We start from the raw sequence: 21,005 nt of genomic DNA, 5'->3' as shown, positions 1-21,005 counted from the left end.
GGTCAGGCGGCAGTTCGGCCGCCTGACCGAACCGTACCTCCCCCGGCGGGCGCGGGGAGGAGCACCTTCCCGGCCGCTGCCTTGCGAACGGCCGGGAAACGCCCGAAGTGCCCGTCAGCCGCTGGTCTCCTCGGCGAGCGCGCGCAGGGCCAGCCGGTAGGAGCCGACGCCGAACCCGGCGACCGTGCCGCTGGCCACCGCCGCGACCACGGAGGTGTGCCGGAAGGCCTCGCGGGCGTACGGGTTCGAGATGTGCACCTCGATCAGCGGGGCGGTCCGCTGGGCCGCCGCGTCCCGCATCGCGTACGAGTAGTGCGTGAACGCGCCCGGGTTGAGAACGACCGGAATCGAGCCGTCTGCGGCCTCGTGGAGCCAACGGACCAGCTCGCCCTCGTCGTTGGTCTCGCGGACGTCTACGTCGAAGCCGAGCTCCTTGCCGAGGGTCTGGCAGGTGTCCACCAGACCGGCGTAGGAGGTCGCGCCGTACACGTCGGGCTCGCGGGAGCCGAGCCGGCCGAGGTTGGGGCCGTTGAGGACCAGCACCTTGCGCATCAGGCGGACACCTCTCCGTAGGCCGCGAGCAGCACCGCCGGGTCGGGGCCCTCCAGCACGGTCGGCTTGGCCAGGCCGTCCAGGACGATGAAGCGCAGCAGGCTGCCGCGGGACTTCTTGTCGACCTTCATGGTCTCCAGCAGCTTGGGCCACTGGTCGCCGCGGTAGGTGAGCGGCAGGCCGACGGACTCCAGGACGGCGCGGTGCCGGTCGGCGGTCGCGTCGTCCAGCCGCCCCGCCAGCCGTCCCAGCTCGGCGGCGAAGACCATGCCGACGGAGACGGCCGCGCCGTGCCGCCACTTGTAGCGCTCGTTCTTCTCGATGGCGTGGGCGAGGGTGTGGCCGTAGTTGAGGATCTCGCGCAGTCCCGACTCCTTGAGGTCGCTGGAGACGACCTCGGCCTTGACCCGGACGGCGCGCTCGATCAGCTCCGAGGCGTGCGGGCCGGTGGGCGTACGCGCTCCCTGCGGGTCCGCCTCGATCAGGTCGAGGATCGCGGGGTCGGCGATGAAGCCGGCCTTGACGATCTCCGCCAGGCCCGAGACGTAGTCGTTGACGGGCAGCGAGTCCAGGGCCGCCAGATCGCACAGCACCCCGGCCGGGGGGTGGAACGCGCCGACCAGGTTCTTGCCCTCGGCGGTGTTGATGCCCGTCTTGCCGCCGACGGCCGCGTCGACCATCCCGAGGACCGTGGTGGGCACGGCGATCCAGCGGACCCCGCGCAGCCAGGTCGCCGCGACGAAGCCCGCGACGTCGGTGGTGGCGCCGCCGCCGACGCCCACGATCACATCGGAGCGGGTGAAGCCGGTCTGGCCCAGAGCCTTCCAGCAGTACGCCGCGACCTCGACGGTCTTGGCCTCCTCGGCGTTCGGCAGCTGGATCGCGATGGCGTCGTAGCCCTGCGCCGCCAGGTCCTCGCGGATCGCGTCGCCGGTGCCGGCGAGCGCCTCGGGGTGCAGCACGGCCACCCGCTGCGCCTGGGTCCCGATCAGCGCGGGCAGCTCGCCCAGCAGCTGCCGGCCGATCAGCACGTCGTACGGATCGGAGCCCTCCGTGCCGCCGATGTGGACACGGGTCACAGCCTGCTCGCTCATACGTCCTTCAGCTCCAAAGCGTCGAGGACCGCCTCGGCGACCTCTTCGGGGGTCCGGTCGTCGGTGGCCACGACGGTGCGAGCCACCTCGGTGTAGAGATGGCGGCGGGCGTCCATGAGCTCGCGCCACTGGCGGCGGGGGTTGACGGCGAGCAGCGGGCGCGCCTGGTTGAGGCCGACCCGCTTGACCGCCTCCTCCACCTCCATCGAGAGGTAGACGACGGGCAGCCCGCTCAGCAGGGCGCGCGTGGAGTCGTCGAGGATCGCTCCGCCGCCGAGGGCGAGGACGCCCGTGTGCTCGGCGACGGCGGCGCGCACGGCCGCTCGCTCCAGCTCGCGGAAGTACGGCTCGCCCGCGTCGACGAAGATGTCCGAGATCTCCCGGCCCTCGGCCGCGACGATGTCTGCGTCGGTGTCCCGGTAGCCCACGCCGAGCCGGTCGGCGAGCAGCTCGCCGACCGTGGACTTGCCGGACCCCATGGGCCCGACCAGGACGATCAGCGGGGCGCTCACCGGATGTGCAGGTTCTCGAGGTAGGACTGCACGTTGCGGCGGGTCTCGGCGACGCTGTCGCCGCCGAACTTCTCCGCGACGGCGTCGGCGAGGACGAGCGCGACCATCGCCTCGGCCACGATGCCGGCGGCCGGGACGGCGCAGACGTCGGAGCGCTGGTGGTGGGCCTGGGCGACCTCGCCGGTGGTGACGTCGATCGTGGCGAGGGCGCGCGGGACCGTCGCGATCGGCTTCATCGCGGCGCGCACGCGCAGCAGCTCGCCGGTCGACATGCCGCCCTCGGTGCCGCCGGAGCGGCCGGTGGAGCGGCGGATGCCGTCCGCGGTCGGGACGATCTCGTCGTGCGCCTTGGAGCCGGGGACGCGGGCGAGGTCGAAGCCGTCGCCGACCTCGACGCCCTTGATCGCCTGGATGCCCATGAGCGCGGCGGCCAGTCGGGCGTCCAGCCGGCGGTCCCAGTGGACGTGCGAGCCGAGGCCGACGGGGACGCCGTAGGCCAGGACCTCCACGACGCCGCCCAGGGTGTCGCCGTCCTTGTGGGCCTGGTCGATCTCCGCGACCATCGCCTTCGACGCGTCCGCGTCCAGGCAGCGCACCGGGTCCTCGTCCAGCCGCGCCTCGTCGGCGGGGGTGGGGTAGACGCCGTAGGGCGCCTTGGCGGCGGCGAGCTCGACGACGTGCGAGACGATCTCGACGCCGGTCGTCTCCTTGAGGTACGAGCGTGCCACCGCGCCCAGCGCCACGCGCGCCGCCGTCTCACGGGCGCTCGCCCGCTCGAGGATCGGCCGAGCCTCGTCCAGCGCGTACTTCTGCATGCCCGCGAGGTCGGCGTGGCCGGGGCGCGGGCGGGTCAGCGGGGCGTTGCGGGCCAGCTTGGCGAGCTCCTCGGGGTCGACCGGGTCGGCCGACATGACCTGCTCCCACTTGGGCCACTCGGTGTTGCCGACCATCACGGCGACCGGCGAGCCCATGGTCAGGCCGTGGCGTACACCGCCGAGGAAGGTGACCTCGTCGCGCTCGAACTTCATCCGCGCGCCGCGGCCGTAGCCCAGCCGGCGCCGGGCCAGGTGGTCCGCCACCATCTCGGTGGTGACCGGCACACCGGCGGGAAGACCCTCCAGCGTCGCCACCAGTGCGGGTCCGTGCGACTCCCCCGCGGTCAGCCAACGCAACCTGCTCAACGGTGCTCCTCATGCTCGCGCCTCGAACTGCGACGGCGCGACCGGGTGCGCGGCCCTGGCCCGCCTCCCTCTGATCCTCCCATGACCTGGGACCCGACCCGGTCGCCGGTCCAGCAGACGGACGCCGAGCGGGCCCGCAAACGCGGGTCTGCCGGCGGACAGCTTCGTCGCGGCCGGTTCCTGCCGGTGACCGACGACGGCGTCTGGACCGACAGCGCACGCCAGAGCGTGGACGAGACGGTCGATGCCGACCTCGATGCGACGGGGCCCTGGAGCGTGCAGCAGCGTCCGGTCAGCCGGAGAAGCCTGTCAGCCGGAAGAACCGGAAGCGGAGGACCTGGCGGCGGCCCGTCGCGCCTTCGCCAGCAGCACGATCACCGCGACGCCGACGGCCAGCCCGAGATACGCCTCGAACGGCACGAGCCGCACGAGGAACCGGAAGACGTCCTCGGGCAGCTGCCCCGCGAGCGTCATGCGCCGCCCCCGGCCAGCGCCCGCTCGCCCGCGGCCCGCATGGCCGCCAGCGGGGCCGGCTTGCGGCCGGTCATCTGCTCGACCTGGAGCACCGCCTGGTGGACGAGGAGGTCCAGGCCGCCCACGACCGCGCCGCCCCGCGCCGCCCAGCCGGCCGCCAGCGCGGTCGGCCACGGCTCGTACAGCACGTCGAAGAGCGTGCCGGGCCGCTCAGGCGCCTCGGCCGCCAGCTCGTCCGTCGTCCCGGCCGGGGTGGTGGCGACGACCAGGGGCGCCTCCAGCGCGGCCGGCGCCTCCGCCCAGTCGGCGATCCGCACGTCGACGCCGAGCCGCTCCCCCCAGCCGCGCATCTCCCGCGCCCGGGCGGCGCTGCGCACATACGCGGTGACCGGACCGGCGCAGATCTGGGCGAGCGCGGCGAGCGCCGAGGACGCGGTCGCGCCGGCGCCGAGCACGGCGGCCGACTCGACCCGGTCGACGCCCCGCTCGCGCAGAGCGGCGATCATGCCGGGAATGTCGGTGTTGTCGCCCAGCTTCCGGCCGTCCTCGGCGAACACCACGGTGTTCACCGCCTCGACCGAGGCGGCCGTGTCGCTGACGCCGTCGAGCAGCGGGATGACCGCCCGCTTGAGCGGCATCGTCAGCGACAGCCCCGCCCAGGCGCCCTCGAGCCCCGCCATGAACCCGGGCAGCCCGGCCTCGTCCACCTCGAACCGGTCGTACGACCAGTCGGACAGGCCGAGCTCCGCGTACGCCGCGCGGTGCAGCACCGGCGAGAGCGAGTGGGCGATCGGCGATCCGAGGACCGCCGCCCGCTTGGGAGTGCTCACTGGCCGTTCTTCTCCTGCTGTTCCTCGTACTTCTTCCGGTTCCGCTCGTGCTCCGCGTTGGTGACCGCGAAGAGCGTCTGGTCCTCGGTGACCGACACGAAGTAGTACCAGGGGCCGGGCGTGGGCTTGAGCGCCGAGTTGAAGGCGGACAGACCCGGGTTGCCGATCGGACCGGGCGGCAGGCCCTTGATGTCGTACGTGTTGTACGGGTCCTTGATCTTCCGCAGGTTGTCGACCGCGCCGAGGTCCAGCTTGCTCTCGCTGCGGATGTAGTTGATCGTCGAGTCGAACTCCAGCCGGCCGACCGTCTCGGCGTTGTTCGGCTTGAGGCGGTTGTAGACGACCCGCGAGACCTTGTCGAAGTCGTGCTTGTACTTGCCCTCGGCCTGGACGAGGCTCGCGACGGTGAGCACCTGGAGCGGCGACTTCAGGCCGAGCTTCTGGGCCTCGGCCTCGAGGTCCTTCTTGCCGAACTCCTCGTTGGCGCGGGCCACCATCTTCTCCAGGACCTCCTCGGGCTTCATGCCCTTGGCGACCGGGTAGCTCGCGGGGAAGAGGAATCCTTCCAGCGGGTCCTTGATGTCCGAGTCGTCGTTCGCCCACTTCGGCAGGCCGAGGCTCTTGGCCTTCTCCTTCGCGACGGCCTTGGTCGTGCCGGCCTTGAGGGAGAGGCGCTTGTCGATCTGCTCGTAGACGTACGCGTTCCGCTTGCCCTCGGGAATGATGAGGTTGTTGCGGCTGGCGGGGCTGAGCATCTCCTTGACGGCGTTCGCCCCGGACATCTCCTTGCTGAGGGTGTAGACCCCGGCCTGGATGGACTTGCCCTCGGGGTTGGCGTTGGCCGCGGAGACGAAAGCGCCCGAGCTCTTGACGACCCCGGCCTCGGCGAGGATCTGGCCGATCTGCGACAGACCCGCGCCCTTGGGCACGGTGACCTGGGTCGAGCCGCTGCCCGCGCCCTCGTAGTCCTCGGCCGCGCCGAACTTGCCCTGCCAGAACTGGTAGCCGAAGTAGCCCACTCCGCCGAGACCGCCCACCAGGACCACAGCGACGACCAGGCACGCGACGCCGTTGCGGCTCTTCTTCTTGCCCTTGCCCTTGCCGCGGCGCTCCCGGCCGTCGCCCCGGCGCGACTCGCGCCCGTCGTCGTCGCCGTCGTCGTCACGGTCGTCGCCGGCGAAGAAGGGGTGGGTCTCCTCCTGCGGCGCCTCGCCCTGCCAGTCGGGGGCGGGCTGCTCGGCCTCGGGCTCGGGCTCGGGCCGCCGGCCCGGGGGCTGCGGCGGCGGGTAGGCCTCGGGGGTGGCGTAGTAGTCGGCGCGCTCACCGCCGTAGCCGGGCTGCTGACCGCCGTAGGGATCGGTCGGATCGGCGCCGTACGGCATCGCGGCCTGCTGACCCGTGTCCCAGCCGCCGTTGTACTGCTGCTGGTCGTACTGCTGCTGCGGGTGCTGCGGCTGCTGAGGCTGCTGCTGGCCGTACTGCTGCTGATACGGGTCCTGCTGGTACTGGTCGTGCTGACCGTACTGCTGCTGCGGCTGCTGCGGGTACTGCTGCTGCGGCTGGCCGCCGTAGGAAGCATGGCCGTCCGCGGCCTGCTGCCCTCCCCATCCCTGGTCCCCGTACAACGGGTCCTCGGGATGCCACGGTTCAGAGCCGGGGCCCCGGCCATACTCAGTCATCGATCCCCTAGGGCCGCGAGACGGACGCTGAACGGAACGGCCGCCTCTTTGCTGTGCGTCGGCTGTTCGAACACCGGCGCATCGCGCGGAACGTTACCGTATCGCGATCAGACAACCACTTCGACGCCCTCGCCGGGGGGCTCGCCGGACCCTCGTTCGGACTCGAGAGCGTTCTGGAGGATCACCACGGCGGCCGCCTGGTCGATGACAGAACGGCCCTTTCTGGACTTCACGCCCGAAGCGCGCAGTCCCTGACTGGCCGTCACTGTGGTCATCCTCTCGTCGACCAGTCGGACGGCGACAGGGGCGATGGAGCGGGCGAGCGTCTGCGCGAAGGCGCGGACCTTGACCGCCGCCGGCCCCTCCCCGCCGCTGAGCGAGCGGGGCAGGCCGACGACGACCTCGATGGGCTCGTACTCCTCGACGAGTTGCCTTAGCCGCCGGTGGGCGGCCGGGACGTCGCGTCCCGGCACGGTCTCCACCGGCGTGGCGAGGACCCCGTCGGGGTCGCACGAGGCGACCCCGATCCGGGCGTCCCCGACGTCGATCGCGAGGCGGCGGCCCCGGCGGATCGACATCAGGCGGTTTCGGCGACGAGACGCTCGACGGCGGCCATGGCGTCGTCGACGGCGTCCGGGTTCTGGCCGCCGCCCTGGGCGACGTCCGGCTTGCCGCCACCGCCGCCGCCCAGCGTCTTGGCGGCCGTGCGGACCAGGTCGCCGGCCTTGAGACCGCGCTCACGGGCGGCCTCGTTGGTGGCGATCACGGTCAGCGGGCGGCCGTTCGCCGTGGTGAACAGGGCCACGACGGCCGGGCGGTCGCCCTGGATGCGACCGCGGACGTCGAGCACCAGCTTGCGCAGGTCGTCGGCGGAGGTGCCGTCGGGGACCTGACCGGTCACCAGCGCCACACCGCGGACGTCCTTGGCGGACTCGACCAGGCCGGCGGCGGCCTGGAGGACCTTCTCCGCGCGGAACTTCTCGATCTCCTTCTCGGCGTCCTTCAGCTTGCCGAGCATGGCGGAGATCTTCTCCGGCAGCTCCTCGGGGCGGCCCTTGACCAGCTCCTGGAGCTGGGCGACGACCGTGTGCTCGCGGGCGAGGAAGTTGTACGCGTCGACGCCGACGAGGGCCTCGACCCGGCGCACGCCGGAGCCGATCGACGACTCGCCGAGCAGCTTCACCAGACCCAGCTGGGCGGTGTTGTGGACGTGCGTGCCGCCGCACAGCTCCTTGGAGAAGTCGCCGATCGTCACGACGCGGACCCGCTCGCCGTACTTCTCGCCGAACTCGGCGATGGCGCCCTGGCGCTTGGCCTCGTCGATCGACATGACCTCGGCGTGCACGTCGAGCTCCCGCGACAGAACCTCGTTGATCTTCTGCTCGACGTCCGTGAGGACCGTGCCGGGCACCGCGTTCGGCGAGCCGAAGTCGAAGCGGAAGCGACCGGGCGAGTTCTCCGAGCCGGCCTGGGCGGCCGTGGGGCCCAGGGCGTCGCGCAGCGCCTGGTGCGTGAGGTGGGTGGCGCTGTGGGCGCGGGCGATGGCCCGGCGGCGGCGTACGTCGATGGTGGTGTAGGCGGTGGAGCCGACCGTCACCTCGCCGACCTGGACGGAGCCCTTGTGCACGGTGACGCCCGGGACCGGCTGCTGCACGTCGCGGATCTCGACGACGGCGCCGCTGTGCAGCTTGATACGGCCCTGGTCGGCGAGCTGGCCGCCGCCCTCGGCGTAGAACGGGGTGCGGTCGAGGACGACCTCGACGTCGTCGCCCTCGGTGGCGGCGGGCGACGGCAGGCCGTTGACCAGCAGGCCGACGACCGTGCTCTCGCCCTCGGTGTTGGTGTAGCCGGTGAACTCGGTGGCGCCGTTGCCGTCGGCGATCTCGCGGTAGGCGGTGACGTCGGCGTGGCCGGTCTTCTTGGCCTTGGCGTCGGCCTTGGCCCGGTCCCGCTGCTCCTGCATCAGACGGCGGAAGCCGGCCTCGTCCACGGACAGGCCCTGCTCGGCGGCCATCTCCAGGGTGAGGTCGATCGGGAAGCCCCAGGTGTCGTGGAGCAGGAACGCCTTGTCGCCGGCGAGGACCGTGCCGCCGGCGGCCTTGGTCTCGGTGACGGCGGTGTCGAGGATGTTGGTGCCGCCCTTGAGGGCCTTCAGGAAGGCGGCCTCCTCGGCGAGGGCGACGGTCTCGATGCGCTTGCGGTCGGTGACCAGCTCCGGGTACTGCTCGCCCATCGTGTCGATCACGGTGTCGACGAGCTCCCGCACGACCGGGCCGGTGGCGCCGAGCAGACGCATGTTGCGCACGGCGCGGCGCATGATGCGGCGCAGCACATAGCCGCGGCCCTCGTTGCCGGGGGTGACGCCGTCGCCGATGAGCATCACGGAGGTGCGCATATGGTCGGCGACCACGCGCAGCGACACGTCGCTGTCGTGGGACTTGCCGTAGGCGACGCCGCTGAGCTCGGTGCCCTTGTCGATGACGACCTTGAGGGTGTCGGTCTCGTACATGTTCTGCACGCCCTGGAGGATCATCGCCAGGCGCTCGAGACCGAGGCCGGTGTCGATGTTCTTCGACGGCAGGTCGCCGAGGATCTCGAAGTCCTCCTTCGAGGTGCCCTCGCCGCGCTCGTACTGCATGAAGACGAGGTTCCAGATCTCCACGTACCGCTCGTCGTTGACGGCCGGGCCGCCCTCGACGCCGAACTCGGGGCCGCGGTCGTAGTTGATCTCGGAACAGGGGCCGCAGGGGCCGGGGACGCCCATCGACCAGTAGTTGTCCTTCTTGCCGAGGCGCTGGATGCGCTCGGCGGGGACGCCGACGACGTCGCGCCAGATCCGCTCGGCCTCGTCGTCCTCCTGGTAGACGGTGATCCACAGGCGCTCCGGGTCGAGGCCGTAGCCGCCGTGCTCCACCGAAGAGGTAAGGAGCTCCCAGGCGAGCTTGATGGCCCCTTCCTTGAAGTAGTCGCCGAACGAGAAGTTGCCGCACATCTGGAAGAACGTGCCGTGGCGGGTGGTCTTGCCGACCTCTTCGATGTCCGGCGTGCGCACGCACTTCTGCACGCTGGAGGCGCGGGCGAACGGCGGCTTGACCTCGCCCAGGAAGTAGGGCTTGAAGGGGACCATGCCCGCGGGCACGAGGAGCAGAGTCGGGTCGTCCGCGATGAGCGACGCCGAAGGGACGACGGTGTGCCCGCGCTCCTCGAAGAAGCTCAGCCAGCGGCGGCGGATTTCAGCCGACTCCATCAGTGGTCCTCATTCCGGTTGTACGAGTTGTAGGAGTGCTTGGGGTGCTTGGGGTGCTTGGCCTGCTGCGGCTGCCCGAGGGCCGCCAGACGCCGCTGCGCGGGAAGCTCGGGGTCGGGCTGCCCCTCCAGGCCCAGCGCCTCGCCCAGTTCGGCCTCGCGCTGGACCATGTTGGCCCGGACGTCGAGCGCGAAGTCCTTGAGCTTGTGGCCGGTCTCGATCGCCTTGTTCGCGGCCTGAGCGGCGAGGCTCTCGGGGGTCAACTGCTTGATCTTGCGGTTGACCTTCGTGGTGGCCCACACACCGGCGGCGGCGCCCGCGGTGAACCAGAACGTACGGCGGAACATCGCGCGTCAGCCCTTCCGCTTCTTGTTCGTGCGCCGGGCGGACGGCACCGTGCGACCGATGATCACGGTACGCCGGGACGGCTCGGCCGGCATGTCGTCGCCCTTGCGGCTCAAGGCCCGTCGGACGCCGTAGCCGAAGGCGGCGACCTTGACGAGCGGGCCGCCGAAGGTCGAGGCGACCGTCGAGGAGAGCGCGGAGGCGTTGGAGGCGACCTCCTGGACGTCCGAGGCGATGGCGTCCACCCGGTCCAGCTGCGTCTGCGCGGAGCGCACCGTCGCGGAGGCGTCCGCCATCAAGGGCACCGCCTGCTCGGTCACTTCCGCCACGAGTCTGGTGGTCGCCTTGAGCGTCTGGGCCAGCCTCGCCAGCACCACGGCGAGGAAGGAGACCAAGATCGCCCAGAACACGGCCACCAGGATCCCGGCAACCTCTCCACCGGTCACTGCGCACCGCTCTCTGCTCGTCTGTGGACACCTCGGAAATCGTCCTCCGACCCTATCGCGCCCAGGGCCGCGCCCCATACCGCATTAGCGGTCCGGGGGGCGGGAGTTACCGCCTGGATTGTACGCAGCGCATGCACGCGAGTACGCTCCGTATCTCATGCGACGCCCCCCGCGCTCTGTTCCATCGCCCGACGACCATCCGGGTATTCCCCCTGCTCAAGGCCGTCTCCCCGCCGAGCTCAACCAGTTCGTCGGACGCGCGCGGGAGCTCGCTCGGCTCGGCGGGCTGCTGGACGAGGCCCGTCTGGTCACCGTCGTCGGCGCCGGCGGCGCCGGGAAGTCCCGCTTCGCCCTCCACGGCGCGGCCGAGCTGCAGAATCGGTACGTCGACGGGGTGCGGCTGGTCGAGCTCTCCACCCTGCGCGATCCCTGGGTGCTGGTCCACGCCGTGATCGAGGCGCTGGGCGTCACCGACCACACCAGCAGGCCGCCGCGCGACGTCCTGCTCGACCATGTCCGCGAGCTTCGGATGCTGATCGTCCTCGACGGCTTCGAGCAGCTCGTGGACGACTGCGCGGAGCTCGTACGGGAGGTGCTGCGCTGCGCTCCGGGCGTCCAGGTGCTGGCCGCGGGCCGCCGGCCGCTGCGGGTGGACGGCGAGCATCTGCTCCAGCTGCCTCCGCTGACCGAGCAGGACGGCGTCGAGCTCTTCGCCGACCGGGCCGCCGCGGTGCGGCCCGGCTTCCGGCTGACGAACGAGGTCGACGCCTCGGTCCGCGAGCTCTGCCGCCGTCTCGACGGCATCCCGCTGGCGCTGGAGCTGGCCGCGGGACGGCTGCTCGTCCTCTCCCTGGACCAGGTCCTGCACCGGCTGGACGACCGCTTCGCCCTGCTGACCTGCGGCGCCCGGGGCGCTCTGCCGCGCCACCAGACGCTGCGCACGGCGGTGGGCTGGAGCCATGAGCTGTGCACCCCGCCGGAGCGGCTGCTGTGGGCGCGGCTCTCGGTCTTCGCCGGCCAGTTCGACCTGGAGGCGGTGGAATACGTCTGCAGCGGCCCGGACCTGCCGTCCGACACCGTGGTCGACGTGCTCGGCGAGCTGCTCGCCCAGTCGGTCCTCTTGCGCGAGGAGGCGACCGCGGGCGTGCGCTACCGCATGCTCGACACGGTCCGGGCGTACGGCGCCGACTGGCTGCGGTCGCTCGGCGACGACGAGCGGATGCGCAGACGGCACCGCGACTGGTACATGGGCCTGGCCACCTGGTGCGAGCTGGACTGGTTCAGTCCGCGCCAGGCCGAGGTCGCCGACTGCACCGAGAGCGCGCTGCCCAATCTGCGCGAGGCGATGGAGTACTGCCTGGAGCATCCGGACGAGGCGCACCTGGGCCAGTATCTGGCGGGGACGCTCTGGTTCTACTGGGTCGGCTGCGGCCGGCTCGCCGAGGGCAGGCTCTGGCTGGACCGGGTCCTGGCGGTGGAGGCACGGCACGAGGAGTCGCGGCTGAAGGCGCTGTGGGTGCTCGGCTATGTGGCGATCCTCCAGGGGGACGGCGCCGCGGGGGCGGGGGCGCTGTACGCGTGCCAGGAGGGCGCCGAGCGCACGCAGAACCCGGTGGCCGCCGCGTACGCCGCCCACCGCCTGGGCTGTCTGGCGCTCGTCTCGGACGACATGACGCGCGCGGAGGAGCTGCTGCGCTCGGCGCTCGCCTCGTACCGGGACGTCGGCGAGCTGAACAGCAATGTGCTGATGGGCCAGATCGAGCTGGCCATGACGCTCGTCTTCCAGAACCAGCTGGATGCGGCGGTCGCGCTCTGCGAGGAGGTGCGGGAGGTCTGCGAGGAGCGGGGCGAGCTGTGGACCCGCGCCTACGCGCTGTACGTCCTGGCGTACGCGGCGTGGACCGCGGGCGAGCACGGCCGGGCGCGGGAGCTGCTCGGCCAGTGCATCGTCATCGACCACCGGTTCCACGACCTGGTGGGGCTGGTGCTGGCGATCGAGCTGCTGGCGCTGGTGACCGCGAGCGAGGGCGACCCGGCGGAGGCCGCGGTGCTCCAGGGGGCCGCGGCCCCGGTGTGGGACTCGGTCGGTCTGCCGCTGTTCGGATCCGGCTATTTCGGCGCCCCGCGCGCGCTGTGCGAGCAGCGGGCCGGCGAGGTGCTGGGCCCGGAGCGGTACGCGGCCTGCGTACGGGAGGGGCGCGGGCTCGCTCTGGACGCGGCGGTGGAGCGGGCGCTGGCCGCCCGGGAGCGCCGCCCCGCTCCCCCGGCCCAGCGCAACAGCGTGCGCCCGGCGCCCCTGGAGACGCGAGAGCCCGCCGGCTCTCCCACCGGCGACGGCGGGGAGACGGCGGGCTGAAGCGCTGTGAGCGGCTACTCCCCCAGCTTCCGCTGGGGGCCCGGGATCAGCGGGCGTAGTACTCGACGACCAGCTGCTCGTCGCAGATGACCGGGATCTCCTTGCGCTGCGGGTCGCGGTCCAGGCGGAACGCCAGGGCCTTCAGGTTGACCTGCAGGTAGCGCGGGGTCTCGCCGTCGGCGGCGAAGCCACCCTCGCGCGCGACCTGGAAGAGGCTCTTCTCGCGCGAGCGCTCGCGGACCATCACGACGTCGTCGGGACGGACGCGGAAGGACGGCTTGTCGACCTTGCCGCCGTTGACCTCGATGTGGCCGTGGACGACCATCTGACGGGCCTGGTAGATGGTGCGGGCGATGCCCGAACGCAGGACCAGGGCGTCGAGGCGGCGCTCGAGCTCGATGATCAGGGCCTCGCCGGTCTTGGCCTGGACCTTGCTGGCGCGCTCGTAGGCGCGGACCAGCTGACGCTCGGAAACGTCGTACTGCGCACGCAGACGCTGCTTCTCGAGCAGACGGACCTTGTAGTCCGAGTTCTGCTTGCGGCCACGGCCGTGCTCGCCCGGCGGGTAGGGGCGCGCTTCGAAGTACTTGACAGCCTTCGGCGTCAGCGCGATACCGAGAGCGCGCGACTTCTTGACCTTGGGACGCGACTGGTTAGGCACGTTCTCCAGACCTCCATTGTAGGTTAGGTTAGGCTCACCTTACTCAAGGAGATCGCATGTCTCGCCCTGGGAACACCAAGCGCATCACGGACAGCACAAAGAACGTCGACGCTTCTCAGAGCGTCGAGGCGACGGAGGTCCGATCAGCTCATGGTCAGCCGCGTCCCAGCGGGCTTGAAATCACTCGGATGCCGTCAGCAGCCGAGCGCACACGAACTCTCGTACAGAGTACATGCTCCGCGGTACTGCTGGTCCCGGGCCTGGAAGGGGCCCGTCCCGACCAGCTGACCCCACAGGCCAGGGCCGTGGGCGCCGACGGCGAGGTGTTCCTGCTCTTCCCCGCGGACTCCCCGGCCGTACGCGCCGCCACGCACGCCCAGGACGACGAGCTGGCCGCTGTGCTGGAGATCACCGACGTCGCGCCGGTCTCCGTGCCCAACCGCATCCGCGGCCGCGCCTGGGTCTCCGGCTGGCTCACCACCGCGCCCGGGCTGGCCGCCGAGCCCGGCTGGATGATGCTCCGCCTCGAGGTCGGCGAGGCGTCCGTGGACGATCTGTGGGGCGCGGACGGCGTCGAGCCGGAGGACTTCGCGAAAGCGTCCGTCGACCCGCTGGTCTCGCACGAGACCGACCTGCTCCAGCATCTGCACTCCGCGCACAGCGCCCAGGTGCAGGAGCTGTCCGTACTGCTCGGCGACCGCGCGGAGCACATCGCCGGGGCGGGCGGGGACGGCTGCAAAGCCGTGCCGCTGGCGCTGGACCGGTTCGGGCTGCGGGTGCGCTTCACCGGCCAGAAGTCCTTCGACGCGCGCTTCGACTTCCCCGAGCCGGTGCGCGACGTCACCGAGCTGCGCCGCGCCATGCACACCCTCTTCGAGGCCGCGGCGCACTGAACGGCGTGCCGCCGCGCACCGAACGGCGGGGCCACGGCGCAGGCCCGCCCGGCCGGACGTGACGACCGCGGCTGCGGCTTCGGCTTCGGCTTCGGCGAGCTCGACGGCCTCGTCCCGGCACGACACCCCGCTGCTCGCCGCGCCCGCCCAGGTCCTCTGCGCCCACGCCCTCAGCGCGCTTCGGCGGAGCCGTCCTGCGCGTCCGGGGCGCCGCCCCGGCCCAGCCGTTCGCGCACCTTCTCCACCACGTCGGCGTACCGCGCCTCCGCGCCGTACCGCGTCGGTTCGTAGTACCGCTTGCCGTGCACCGCGTCGGGGGCGTACTGCTGGGCGGCGATGCCGCCCGCGACGTCGTGCGGATAGACATAGCCCTGCGCATGGCCCAGCTTGGCCGCGCCCTTGTAGTGGCCGTCGCGCAGATGCGGCGGGACCGGTCCGGCCAGGCCGTTGCGCACATCCTGCTGGGCGGCGAAGATCGCCGTGGTGGCGGCGTTCGACTTGGGGGCCAGGGCCAGCGCGATCGTGGCGTGGCTGAGGGTGAGAGCGGCCTCGGGGAAACCGATCATGGCCACCGCCTGGGCCGCGGCGACCGCGGTCGGCAGGGCCGTCGGGTCGGCGAGGCCGATGTCCTCGCTCGCCGAGATCATCAGCCGGCGCGCGATGAACCGCGGGTCCTCCCCCGCCTCGATCATCCGGGCCAGATAGTGCAGCGCTGCGTCCACGTCGGAGCCGCGGATGGACTTGATGAGCGCGCTCGCCACGTCGTAGTGCTGGTCTCCGTCGCGGTCGTAGGTCACCGCCGCGCGGTCGACGGTCTCCTCCAGCGTCTGGAGGGTGATCTCCTTCTCGCTCTTGTCGAGCGCCGCGCCGGCCGCGGCCTCCAGGGCGGTCAGCGCGCGGCGGGCGTCGCCGCCCGCGATCCGCAGCAGATGCGCCTCGGCGTCCTCGGGGAGCGCGACGGCGCCGCCCAGCCCCCGCTCCTCCTCCAGCGCCCGGCGCAGCAGACCGCTCAGGTCGTCGTCGGTCAGCGACTCCAGCGTGAGCAGCAGGGAGCGGGAGAGCAGCGGAGAGATGATCGAGAAGTACGGGTTCTCGGTGGTCGCGGCGATCAGCGTCACCCAGCGGTTCTCCACGGCGGGCAGCAGCGAGTCCTGCTGGGCCTTGGAGAAGCGGTGGATCTCGTCGAGGAAGAGGACGGTCTCCTTGCCGTACCCGCCGGTGGCCCGGCGGGCGCCCTCGATGACCGCCCGGACCTCCTTGACGCCCGCGGTGATCGCGGAGAGCTCGACGAAGCGCTTGTTCGTCGCCTTGGAGACGACGTACGCGAGGGTCGTCTTGCCGATGCCGGGCGGGCCCCAGAGGATCACCGAGGAGGGTCCGGCGGGGCCGCCGCCGCCCTCGCCGACGAGCCGGCGCAGCGGGGAGCCCGGCTTCAGCAGATGCCGCTGGCCGACGACTTCGTCGAGGGTGCGCGGGCGCATCCGTACGGCCAGGGGGCTGCTGGACGGATCCTTCTCCTGGCGGTCTTCGGCTGCGGCGGTAAAGAGGTCGGGCTCCACGCGGTGAAGCCTATGCCAGCCCACTGACAACGCCCGGCGAAGGGCGTCCGGCGACGGCGACGGCTGTCCCTGGCGGGATCAGCTGGTCCAGAAGTCCCACCAGCGGGTCAGGATCAGCATGCCGATGACGCCGATCCACAGGACGGGCGGAACCCAGTGGAACTCGAGCAGGCCCTTGCGCAGGACCTCGGGCACCTTCACGATCCGGTGCTCGATGTTGTGGACCGTGACGTAGCAGAACATGACGATGGTGGCGACCCAGGCCAGCGAGCACCACAGGCAGAGGGAGCCGATGGTGTAGAGCGACTGGTACTGGAGCCAGGTGCAGAAGCCGACGCCGAAGAGCGTGCCCGCGTTCAGGCCGAGCCAGAACCAGCGGCGGTAGCGCGCCCCGGCCAGCAGCCCGGCGCCGACGGCGATCACCACGGCGTACGTCACGAGCCCGAGCATCGGGTTGGGGAAGCCGAAGACCGACGCCTGCTCGCTCTTCATGATGTTGCCGCAGGAGACGATCGGGTTGAGGCTGCAGCCCGGCGTGAAGCTCGGGTCCTCCAGCAGCTTGAACTTGTCGATCGTGATGATCCAGGAGGCGAGCAGGCCCGCCGCGCCCGTGATCATCAGCAGCCAGGCGAAGGGGCGACTGCCGCCGACGGTCCCTGTGGTCTGTGCACCCGCTTGCGTCATGCCGAGCATTCTGCCGTATGGAGTAACCACCGTTCTCCGGCGGGCGCGGCTGCCCGCCGCGGGAGACCACGCCGGGCGGCTAGGGCCGCCCGGCGCCCTCGTTCCTCACGCGAGCCGTGCTCGCACCGTCGCGACCACCTCGGCCAGCGCCACAGCCGACTGCTCTCCGCTCTCCATGTCCTTCAGCTGGACCGCGCCCTCGGCGAGGTCCCGCTCGCCGGCCACGATCGCGAAGGGGGCGCCCGAGCGGTTGGCGGCCTTCATCGCCGCCTTCATGCCCTTGCCCCCGTACGCGAAGTCCGCCGCCACGCCCGCGTTGCGCAGCTCGCGCACCAGGCCGAACAGGACCTTGCGCGCCTCGTCGCCGAGGGGCACCGCGAAGACGGACGTGGTGGCCGGGATGGGCAGCTCGACGCCCTCCGCGTCCAGCGCCAGGACCGTGCGGTCCACGCCGAGCGCCCAGCCCACCGACGGCAGCGCCGGGCCGCCGATCATCTCGGAGAGGCCGTCGTAGCGGCCGCCGCCGCCCACCGCGGACTGCGAGCCCAGGCCGTCGTGGACGAACTCGAAGGTCGTGCGCGTGTAGTAGTCGAGCCCGCGCACCAGCTTCTCGTCGTCCTCGAAGACCACGCCGGCCGCGCCGAGCAGCTCGCGCACCTCCTCGTGGTACGCCTTGCACGCGTCGCACAGGTAGTCGCGCAGCAGCGGCGCGCCCACCAGCTGCTTCTGCACGTCGGCGCGCTTGTCGTCGAGCACCCGCAGCGGGTTGATCTCGATCCGGCGGCGGGTGTCCTCGTCCAGGTCGAGCGCGCGCAGGAAGCCCTGCAGCGCGTCCCGGTACACCGGGCGGCACTCCTTGTCGCCCAGGGAGTTCAGCAGGATGCGGAACTGGCGCAGCCCGAGCGAGCGGTACGCCTGGTCGGCAAGAATGATCAGCTCGGCGTCCAGCGCCGGGTCCTCGGTGCCGATCGCCTCGGCGCCGACCTGCGAGAAGTGGCGGTAGCGGCCCGCCTGGGGCTTCTCGTAGCGGTAGTACGAGCCGGAGTACCAGAGCTTGACCGGGAGGTTTCCGGCCTTGTGCAGATTGGCCTCCAGCGCGGCGCGCAGCACGGAGGCCGTGCCCTCGGGGCGCAGCGCCAGCTTGTCGCCGCCCTTGGTCTCGAAGGCGTACATCTCCTTGGAGACGATGTCGGTGGACTCGCCCACGCCGCGCGAGAACAGCTCGACGTTCTCGAAGCCGGGCGTCTCGATGTAGCCGTAGCCGGAGCCGCGCAGCGGCGCGGCGATCGCCTCGCGCACCGCGAGGTACTTCGCGGAGCGCGGCGGGATCAGGTCGTACGTGCCCTTGGGGGCCTGGAAAGTACTCACGTGAGAAGTCGTCACATTCCTCGTCGGGGAGCGTCGAAGCTCCCGAGGCAGGCGGCCACGTCCCGCAGATACGGGTTCGAGGCGCGCTCGCGGCCGATGGTCGTCTGGGGGCCGTGGCCGGACAGCACCACGGTCGAGTCGTCGAGCGGCAGGCACACACGCGCCAGCGACTCGAGCATCTCGGCGTGGTCGCCGCCGGGCAGGTCCGTGCGTCCGACGGAGCCGGCGAAGAGCAGATCGCCCGAGAAGAAGACCGACGGAATGTCCGCTGCCTCGGGCATCTGGAAGGTCACCGACCCCTTGGTATGGCCGGGCGCGTGCGCGACGGACAGCTCCAGACCGGCCAGGCTCAGCTTCGCGCCGTCGGTGAGCTCGTGGACGTCGTCCGGCTCTCCCACGGTCAGCTCGCCCATGAGCGGCATCCCGATCGAGCGGCCGAGCGCCTTCTCCGGGTCGCTCATCATGTACCGGTCGGCGGGGTGGATCCACGCCGGCACGTCGTGCGCGCCGCACACCGGGACGACGGAGGCGACATGGTCGATGTGGCCATGGGTGAGCACGACGGCGACGGGCTTGAGCCGATGCTTCTTCAGCGTCTCCTCGACTCCCTGGGCGGCCTGGTGGCCCGGGTCGATGATCACGCACTCCTCGCCTGCGGCGGGGGCGACCAGATAGCAGTTGGTCCCCCAGGCCCCGGCGGGGAACCCGGCAATAAGCACGATCGTCCTCAGTGTGGTCGTCCGACGGGGTTTCGCTGTGTCGAAATACAGCGGGATGCAGCAGATCAGAGCCTACCGGCGCTGCTCATTCCACAGCCAACCCGTATACGGTACGGGGCCAGCGACGCACATTCCGACCTACAAGGAGAAGACCCGGTGGTCAGCAGCGATCAGCGGCGGCGGCAGCTCGCCCGAGAGAAGTTCGAGCGGCAGCAGCAGCGCCGTACGGAGGCGAAGAAGAAGGCCAAGCAGCGCAACGCGGTCATCGCGGCCGTGCTGGCCGTGGTCCTCGCCGCGGGCGGCGCCGCCTACGTCTTGATCGGACTGGCCGACGGCGACGACGCGGCCAAGAAGAAGGACGACGCCCCCACCGCCGACTCCGGCGAGCCCGCCATGGCGATCGACAAGAAGGCGAAGTACTCGCTGGACCTGACGACGGACCGGGGCGAGGTCTCCATCGCCATGGACGCGGCGAAGACCCCGCACACCGTGAACTCGTTCAAGTCGCTCGCGGACAAGGGCTACTTCAACGGCACGAAGTGTCACCGCCTGACCACGGAGGGCATCTTCGTCCTCCAGTGCGGCGACCCGAAGGGCAACGGCCAGGGCGGCCCGGGCTACAACATCCCCGACGAGAACCTGGACGGGCTGGGCAAGGCGGGCGACGACGGCAAGGTGGCGTTCCCCGCGGGAACGGTCGCGATGGCCAACACCAGCGCGCCGAACACCGGCGGCAGCCAGTTCTTCCTCGTCTACAAGGACTCCAGGCTGCCCCCGACGTACACCCCGTTCGGGAAGATGGACGCCAAGGGCCTCAAGGCCGTGCAGGAGGTGGCGAAGGCCGGCGTCGACGGCGGCGGCTCGGACGGCGCTCCCAAGACGTCCGTCACCCTTGAGAAGGCGGCCGTCCCGAAGGTGTGAGCCGGGGAATTTCGGCCGCGCTGAGTGCGGACAGCCGGGCGGCCGGTCGCCTAGATTGGGCGTTGTGCAGCGTGGGCCCGGTTCGCGCTGTGGAAGGCGGGCGAGGCCCGTCCAGGAAACTGTGGACGATGCCCGGGGGGCGAACCCCCTCGCAGGCATCAGGTGGAGGAGGCGCTGTGAGCAGCGACCCGTGGGGCCGCGTCGACGAGACGGGCACCGTGTACGTGCGTACTGCCGATGGCGAGCAGGTCGTCGGATCGTGGCAGGCCGGAACTCCCGAGGAGGCCCTGGCCTATTTCGAGCGCAAGTACGAGGGCTTGGTGGTCGAGATCGGCCTCCTCGAGCGGCGGGTGAAGACCACCGACCTTTCGGCCAAGGACGCCCAGACCGCGATCGACCATCTGCGCCAGCAGGTGGACGAGCATCACGCGGTGGGCGACCTCGACGCGCTGAAGAAACGCCTCGACGCGCTCGTCTCGACCGTCGAGAAGCGCCGCGAGGAGCGCAAGGTCCAGAAGGCGAAGCAGAGCGACGAGGCGCGCCACGCCAAGGAGGCGCTGGTCGCCGAGGCCGAGGAGCTGGCGCAGAGCGAGCAGTGGCGCTCCGCGGGCGAGCGGCTGCGGGCCCTGGTGGACACCTGGAAGGGCCTTCCCCGGCTCGACCGGAAGTCCGACGACGAGCTGTGGCACCGCTTCTCGCACGCCCGCTCGGCGTTCTCCAAGCGCCGCAAGGCGCACTTCGCCTCGCTGGACGCCCAGCGCGAGGAGGCCCGCAAGGCCAAGGAGAAGCTGGTCGCCGAGGCCGAGTCGCTCTCCGGCTCCACCGACTGGGGCGCCACGGCCGCTCGCTACCGCGAGCTGATGGCGGACTGGAAGGCCGCGGGCCGCGCGCAGCGCGAGGCCGAGGACGACCTGTGGAACCGTTTCCGCGGCGCCCAGGACGTCTTCTTCGCGGCCCGCAGCGGCGTCTTCGCCGAGCGGGACGCCGAGCAGGCGGAGAACCTCAAGCTCAAGGAGGAGCTCGCCGTCGAGGCCGAGAAGCTGGTGCCGGTGACGGACCTCAAGGCCGCGCGTGCCGCCTTCAGGGCCGTCAACGAGCGCTGGGAGGCCATCGGCCATGTGCCGCGCGACGCCCGTCCCAAGGTCGAGGGCCGGATGCACGCGGTGGAGCGGGCGCTGCAGGAGACCGAGGAGAACGAGTGGCGGCGGACCAACCCTGAGGCGCGTGCGCGTGCCGAGGGGCTGACCGGCCAGCTCCAGGCCGCCGTGGACAAGCTGCGCGGCCAGATCGACGCGGCGCGCGCGGCGGGCAACAACGCCAAGGCGGACAAGCTCGCCAAGGAGCTCGAGGGGCGTCAGGCGCTGCTCGACCAGGCCCTGAAGGGTCTGGAGGAGTTCGGCGGCTGAGCACGGCGCCGAGCCTGCCGCTCTGGGCTCCGCCAGGGCCGACGGAAGGGGCCTCCCGAACCCGCAGTGGTTCGGGAG

The 21,005-nt window shown here is 71.6% G+C and carries 20 protein-coding genes; 4 read left to right on the top strand and 16 right to left on the bottom strand.

Annotated features, from left to right (window positions below; genetic code table 11):
* Nucleotides 1-114: 114 nt before the first annotated feature.
* The 11 genes from aroQ to AB0M39_RS17595 form a co-directional block, all read right to left on the bottom strand.
* Nucleotides 115-555, bottom strand: a complete 441-nt coding sequence (aroQ, locus tag AB0M39_RS17645; protein WP_365365282.1) for a type II 3-dehydroquinate dehydratase — start codon at nt 553-555, stop codon at nt 115-117.
* Nucleotides 552-1,646, bottom strand: a complete 1,095-nt coding sequence (aroB, locus tag AB0M39_RS17640; RefSeq protein WP_365365177.1) for a 3-dehydroquinate synthase — start codon at nt 1,644-1,646, stop codon at nt 552-554. The genes aroQ and aroB overlap by 4 nt, the downstream gene beginning before the upstream one ends.
* Entirely contained in the window at nt 1,643-2,125 is a 483-nt protein-coding gene (locus tag AB0M39_RS17635; RefSeq protein ID WP_365365280.1) for a shikimate kinase, read from the bottom strand. Before AB0M39_RS17635 ends, aroB begins: the two co-directional genes overlap by 4 nt.
* Nucleotides 2,126-2,154: 29 nt before the next feature.
* A complete protein-coding gene (gene aroC / locus AB0M39_RS17630) occupies nt 2,155-3,339 on the bottom strand; it encodes a chorismate synthase (RefSeq protein ID WP_365365175.1) in 1,185 nt (394 codons plus the stop codon).
* A 309-nt stretch (nt 3,340-3,648) separates the two neighbouring features.
* Complete coding sequence (locus AB0M39_RS17625) at nt 3,649-3,813, bottom strand: hypothetical protein (RefSeq protein WP_365365173.1); 165 nt, start codon at nt 3,811-3,813, stop codon at nt 3,649-3,651.
* Entirely contained in the window at nt 3,810-4,643 is an 834-nt protein-coding gene (locus tag AB0M39_RS17620; RefSeq protein WP_365365171.1) for a shikimate dehydrogenase, read from the bottom strand. Before AB0M39_RS17620 ends, AB0M39_RS17625 begins: the two co-directional genes overlap by 4 nt.
* Nucleotides 4,640-6,322 carry an endolytic transglycosylase MltG gene (gene mltG / locus AB0M39_RS17615; RefSeq protein WP_365365169.1) on the bottom strand — a complete coding sequence of 561 codons (1,683 nt, stop codon included), beginning with the start codon at nt 6,320-6,322 and terminating at the stop codon, nt 4,640-4,642. The genes AB0M39_RS17620 and mltG overlap by 4 nt, the downstream gene beginning before the upstream one ends.
* 107 nt (nt 6,323-6,429) lie before the next feature.
* On the bottom strand, nt 6,430-6,900 hold the full coding sequence (gene ruvX / locus AB0M39_RS17610; RefSeq protein WP_365365167.1) for a Holliday junction resolvase RuvX: 471 nt from the start codon (nt 6,898-6,900) through the stop codon (nt 6,430-6,432).
* On the bottom strand, nt 6,900-9,569 hold the full coding sequence (gene alaS, locus AB0M39_RS17605; protein WP_365365165.1) for an alanine--tRNA ligase: 2,670 nt from the start codon (nt 9,567-9,569) through the stop codon (nt 6,900-6,902). The genes ruvX and alaS overlap by 1 nt, the downstream gene beginning before the upstream one ends.
* Nucleotides 9,569-9,916 (bottom strand): DUF6167 family protein, encoded by a 348-nt coding sequence (locus AB0M39_RS17600; RefSeq protein ID WP_365365163.1) that lies wholly within the window; start codon nt 9,914-9,916, stop codon nt 9,569-9,571. The genes alaS and AB0M39_RS17600 overlap by 1 nt, the downstream gene beginning before the upstream one ends.
* Before the next feature lie 6 nt (nt 9,917-9,922).
* Entirely contained in the window at nt 9,923-10,360 is a 438-nt protein-coding gene (locus tag AB0M39_RS17595) for a DUF948 domain-containing protein (protein ID WP_365365161.1), read from the bottom strand.
* Between the two features lie 157 nt (nt 10,361-10,517).
* On the opposite strand from AB0M39_RS17595, the gene AB0M39_RS17590 reads away from it, so the two are divergent.
* Nucleotides 10,518-12,716, top strand: a complete 2,199-nt coding sequence (locus tag AB0M39_RS17590) for an AAA family ATPase (RefSeq protein ID WP_365365159.1) — start codon at nt 10,518-10,520, stop codon at nt 12,714-12,716.
* Nucleotides 12,717-12,762: 46 nt separating this feature from the next.
* Here AB0M39_RS17590 and rpsD read toward each other — a convergent pair whose 3' ends face one another.
* Nucleotides 12,763-13,377, bottom strand: a complete 615-nt coding sequence (gene rpsD / locus AB0M39_RS17585; RefSeq protein WP_365365157.1) for a 30S ribosomal protein S4 — start codon at nt 13,375-13,377, stop codon at nt 12,763-12,765.
* Between the two features lie 188 nt (nt 13,378-13,565).
* Between rpsD and AB0M39_RS17580 the strand changes: the two genes are divergently transcribed.
* The gene (locus AB0M39_RS17580; RefSeq protein ID WP_365365155.1) at nt 13,566-14,270 is read left to right on the top strand and encodes a DUF2470 domain-containing protein; all 705 of its coding nucleotides are present in this window, start codon (nt 13,566-13,568) and stop codon (nt 14,268-14,270) included.
* A gap of 170 nt (nt 14,271-14,440) precedes the next feature.
* On the opposite strand, the gene AB0M39_RS17575 is transcribed toward AB0M39_RS17580, so the two are convergent.
* From AB0M39_RS17575 to AB0M39_RS17560, 4 genes are all read right to left on the bottom strand, one after another.
* The gene (locus AB0M39_RS17575; RefSeq protein ID WP_365365153.1) at nt 14,441-15,829 is read right to left on the bottom strand and encodes a replication-associated recombination protein A; all 1,389 of its coding nucleotides are present in this window, start codon (nt 15,827-15,829) and stop codon (nt 14,441-14,443) included.
* 78 nt (nt 15,830-15,907) lie between these two features.
* Nucleotides 15,908-16,513: a vitamin K epoxide reductase family protein gene (locus AB0M39_RS17570; RefSeq protein ID WP_365365151.1), complete on the bottom strand. Its 606-nt coding sequence runs from the start codon at nt 16,511-16,513 to the stop codon at nt 15,908-15,910.
* Between the two features lie 105 nt (nt 16,514-16,618).
* Nucleotides 16,619-17,881: a histidine--tRNA ligase gene (gene hisS / locus AB0M39_RS17565; RefSeq protein WP_365365149.1), complete on the bottom strand. Its 1,263-nt coding sequence runs from the start codon at nt 17,879-17,881 to the stop codon at nt 16,619-16,621.
* A gap of 11 nt (nt 17,882-17,892) precedes the next feature.
* Nucleotides 17,893-18,600 carry an MBL fold metallo-hydrolase gene (locus tag AB0M39_RS17560; RefSeq protein ID WP_365365147.1) on the bottom strand — a complete coding sequence of 236 codons (708 nt, stop codon included), beginning with the start codon at nt 18,598-18,600 and terminating at the stop codon, nt 17,893-17,895.
* A gap of 156 nt (nt 18,601-18,756) precedes the next feature.
* Between AB0M39_RS17560 and AB0M39_RS17555 the strand changes: the two genes are divergently transcribed.
* Both AB0M39_RS17555 and AB0M39_RS17550 read left to right on the top strand, forming a co-directional pair.
* On the top strand, nt 18,757-19,521 hold the full coding sequence (locus tag AB0M39_RS17555) for a peptidylprolyl isomerase (protein WP_365365145.1): 765 nt from the start codon (nt 18,757-18,759) through the stop codon (nt 19,519-19,521).
* Nucleotides 19,522-19,697: 176 nt separating this feature from the next.
* Entirely contained in the window at nt 19,698-20,927 is a 1,230-nt protein-coding gene (locus AB0M39_RS17550; RefSeq protein ID WP_365365143.1) for a DUF349 domain-containing protein, read from the top strand.
* Nucleotides 20,928-21,005 lie beyond the last annotated feature (78 nt).

Source organism: Streptomyces sp. NPDC051907 (assembly GCF_040681075.1).
In the GTDB taxonomy this organism is placed as follows: Bacteria; Actinomycetota; Actinomycetes; order Streptomycetales; family Streptomycetaceae; genus Streptomyces.
This window is presented reverse-complemented; position numbering and strand designations above follow the sequence as displayed.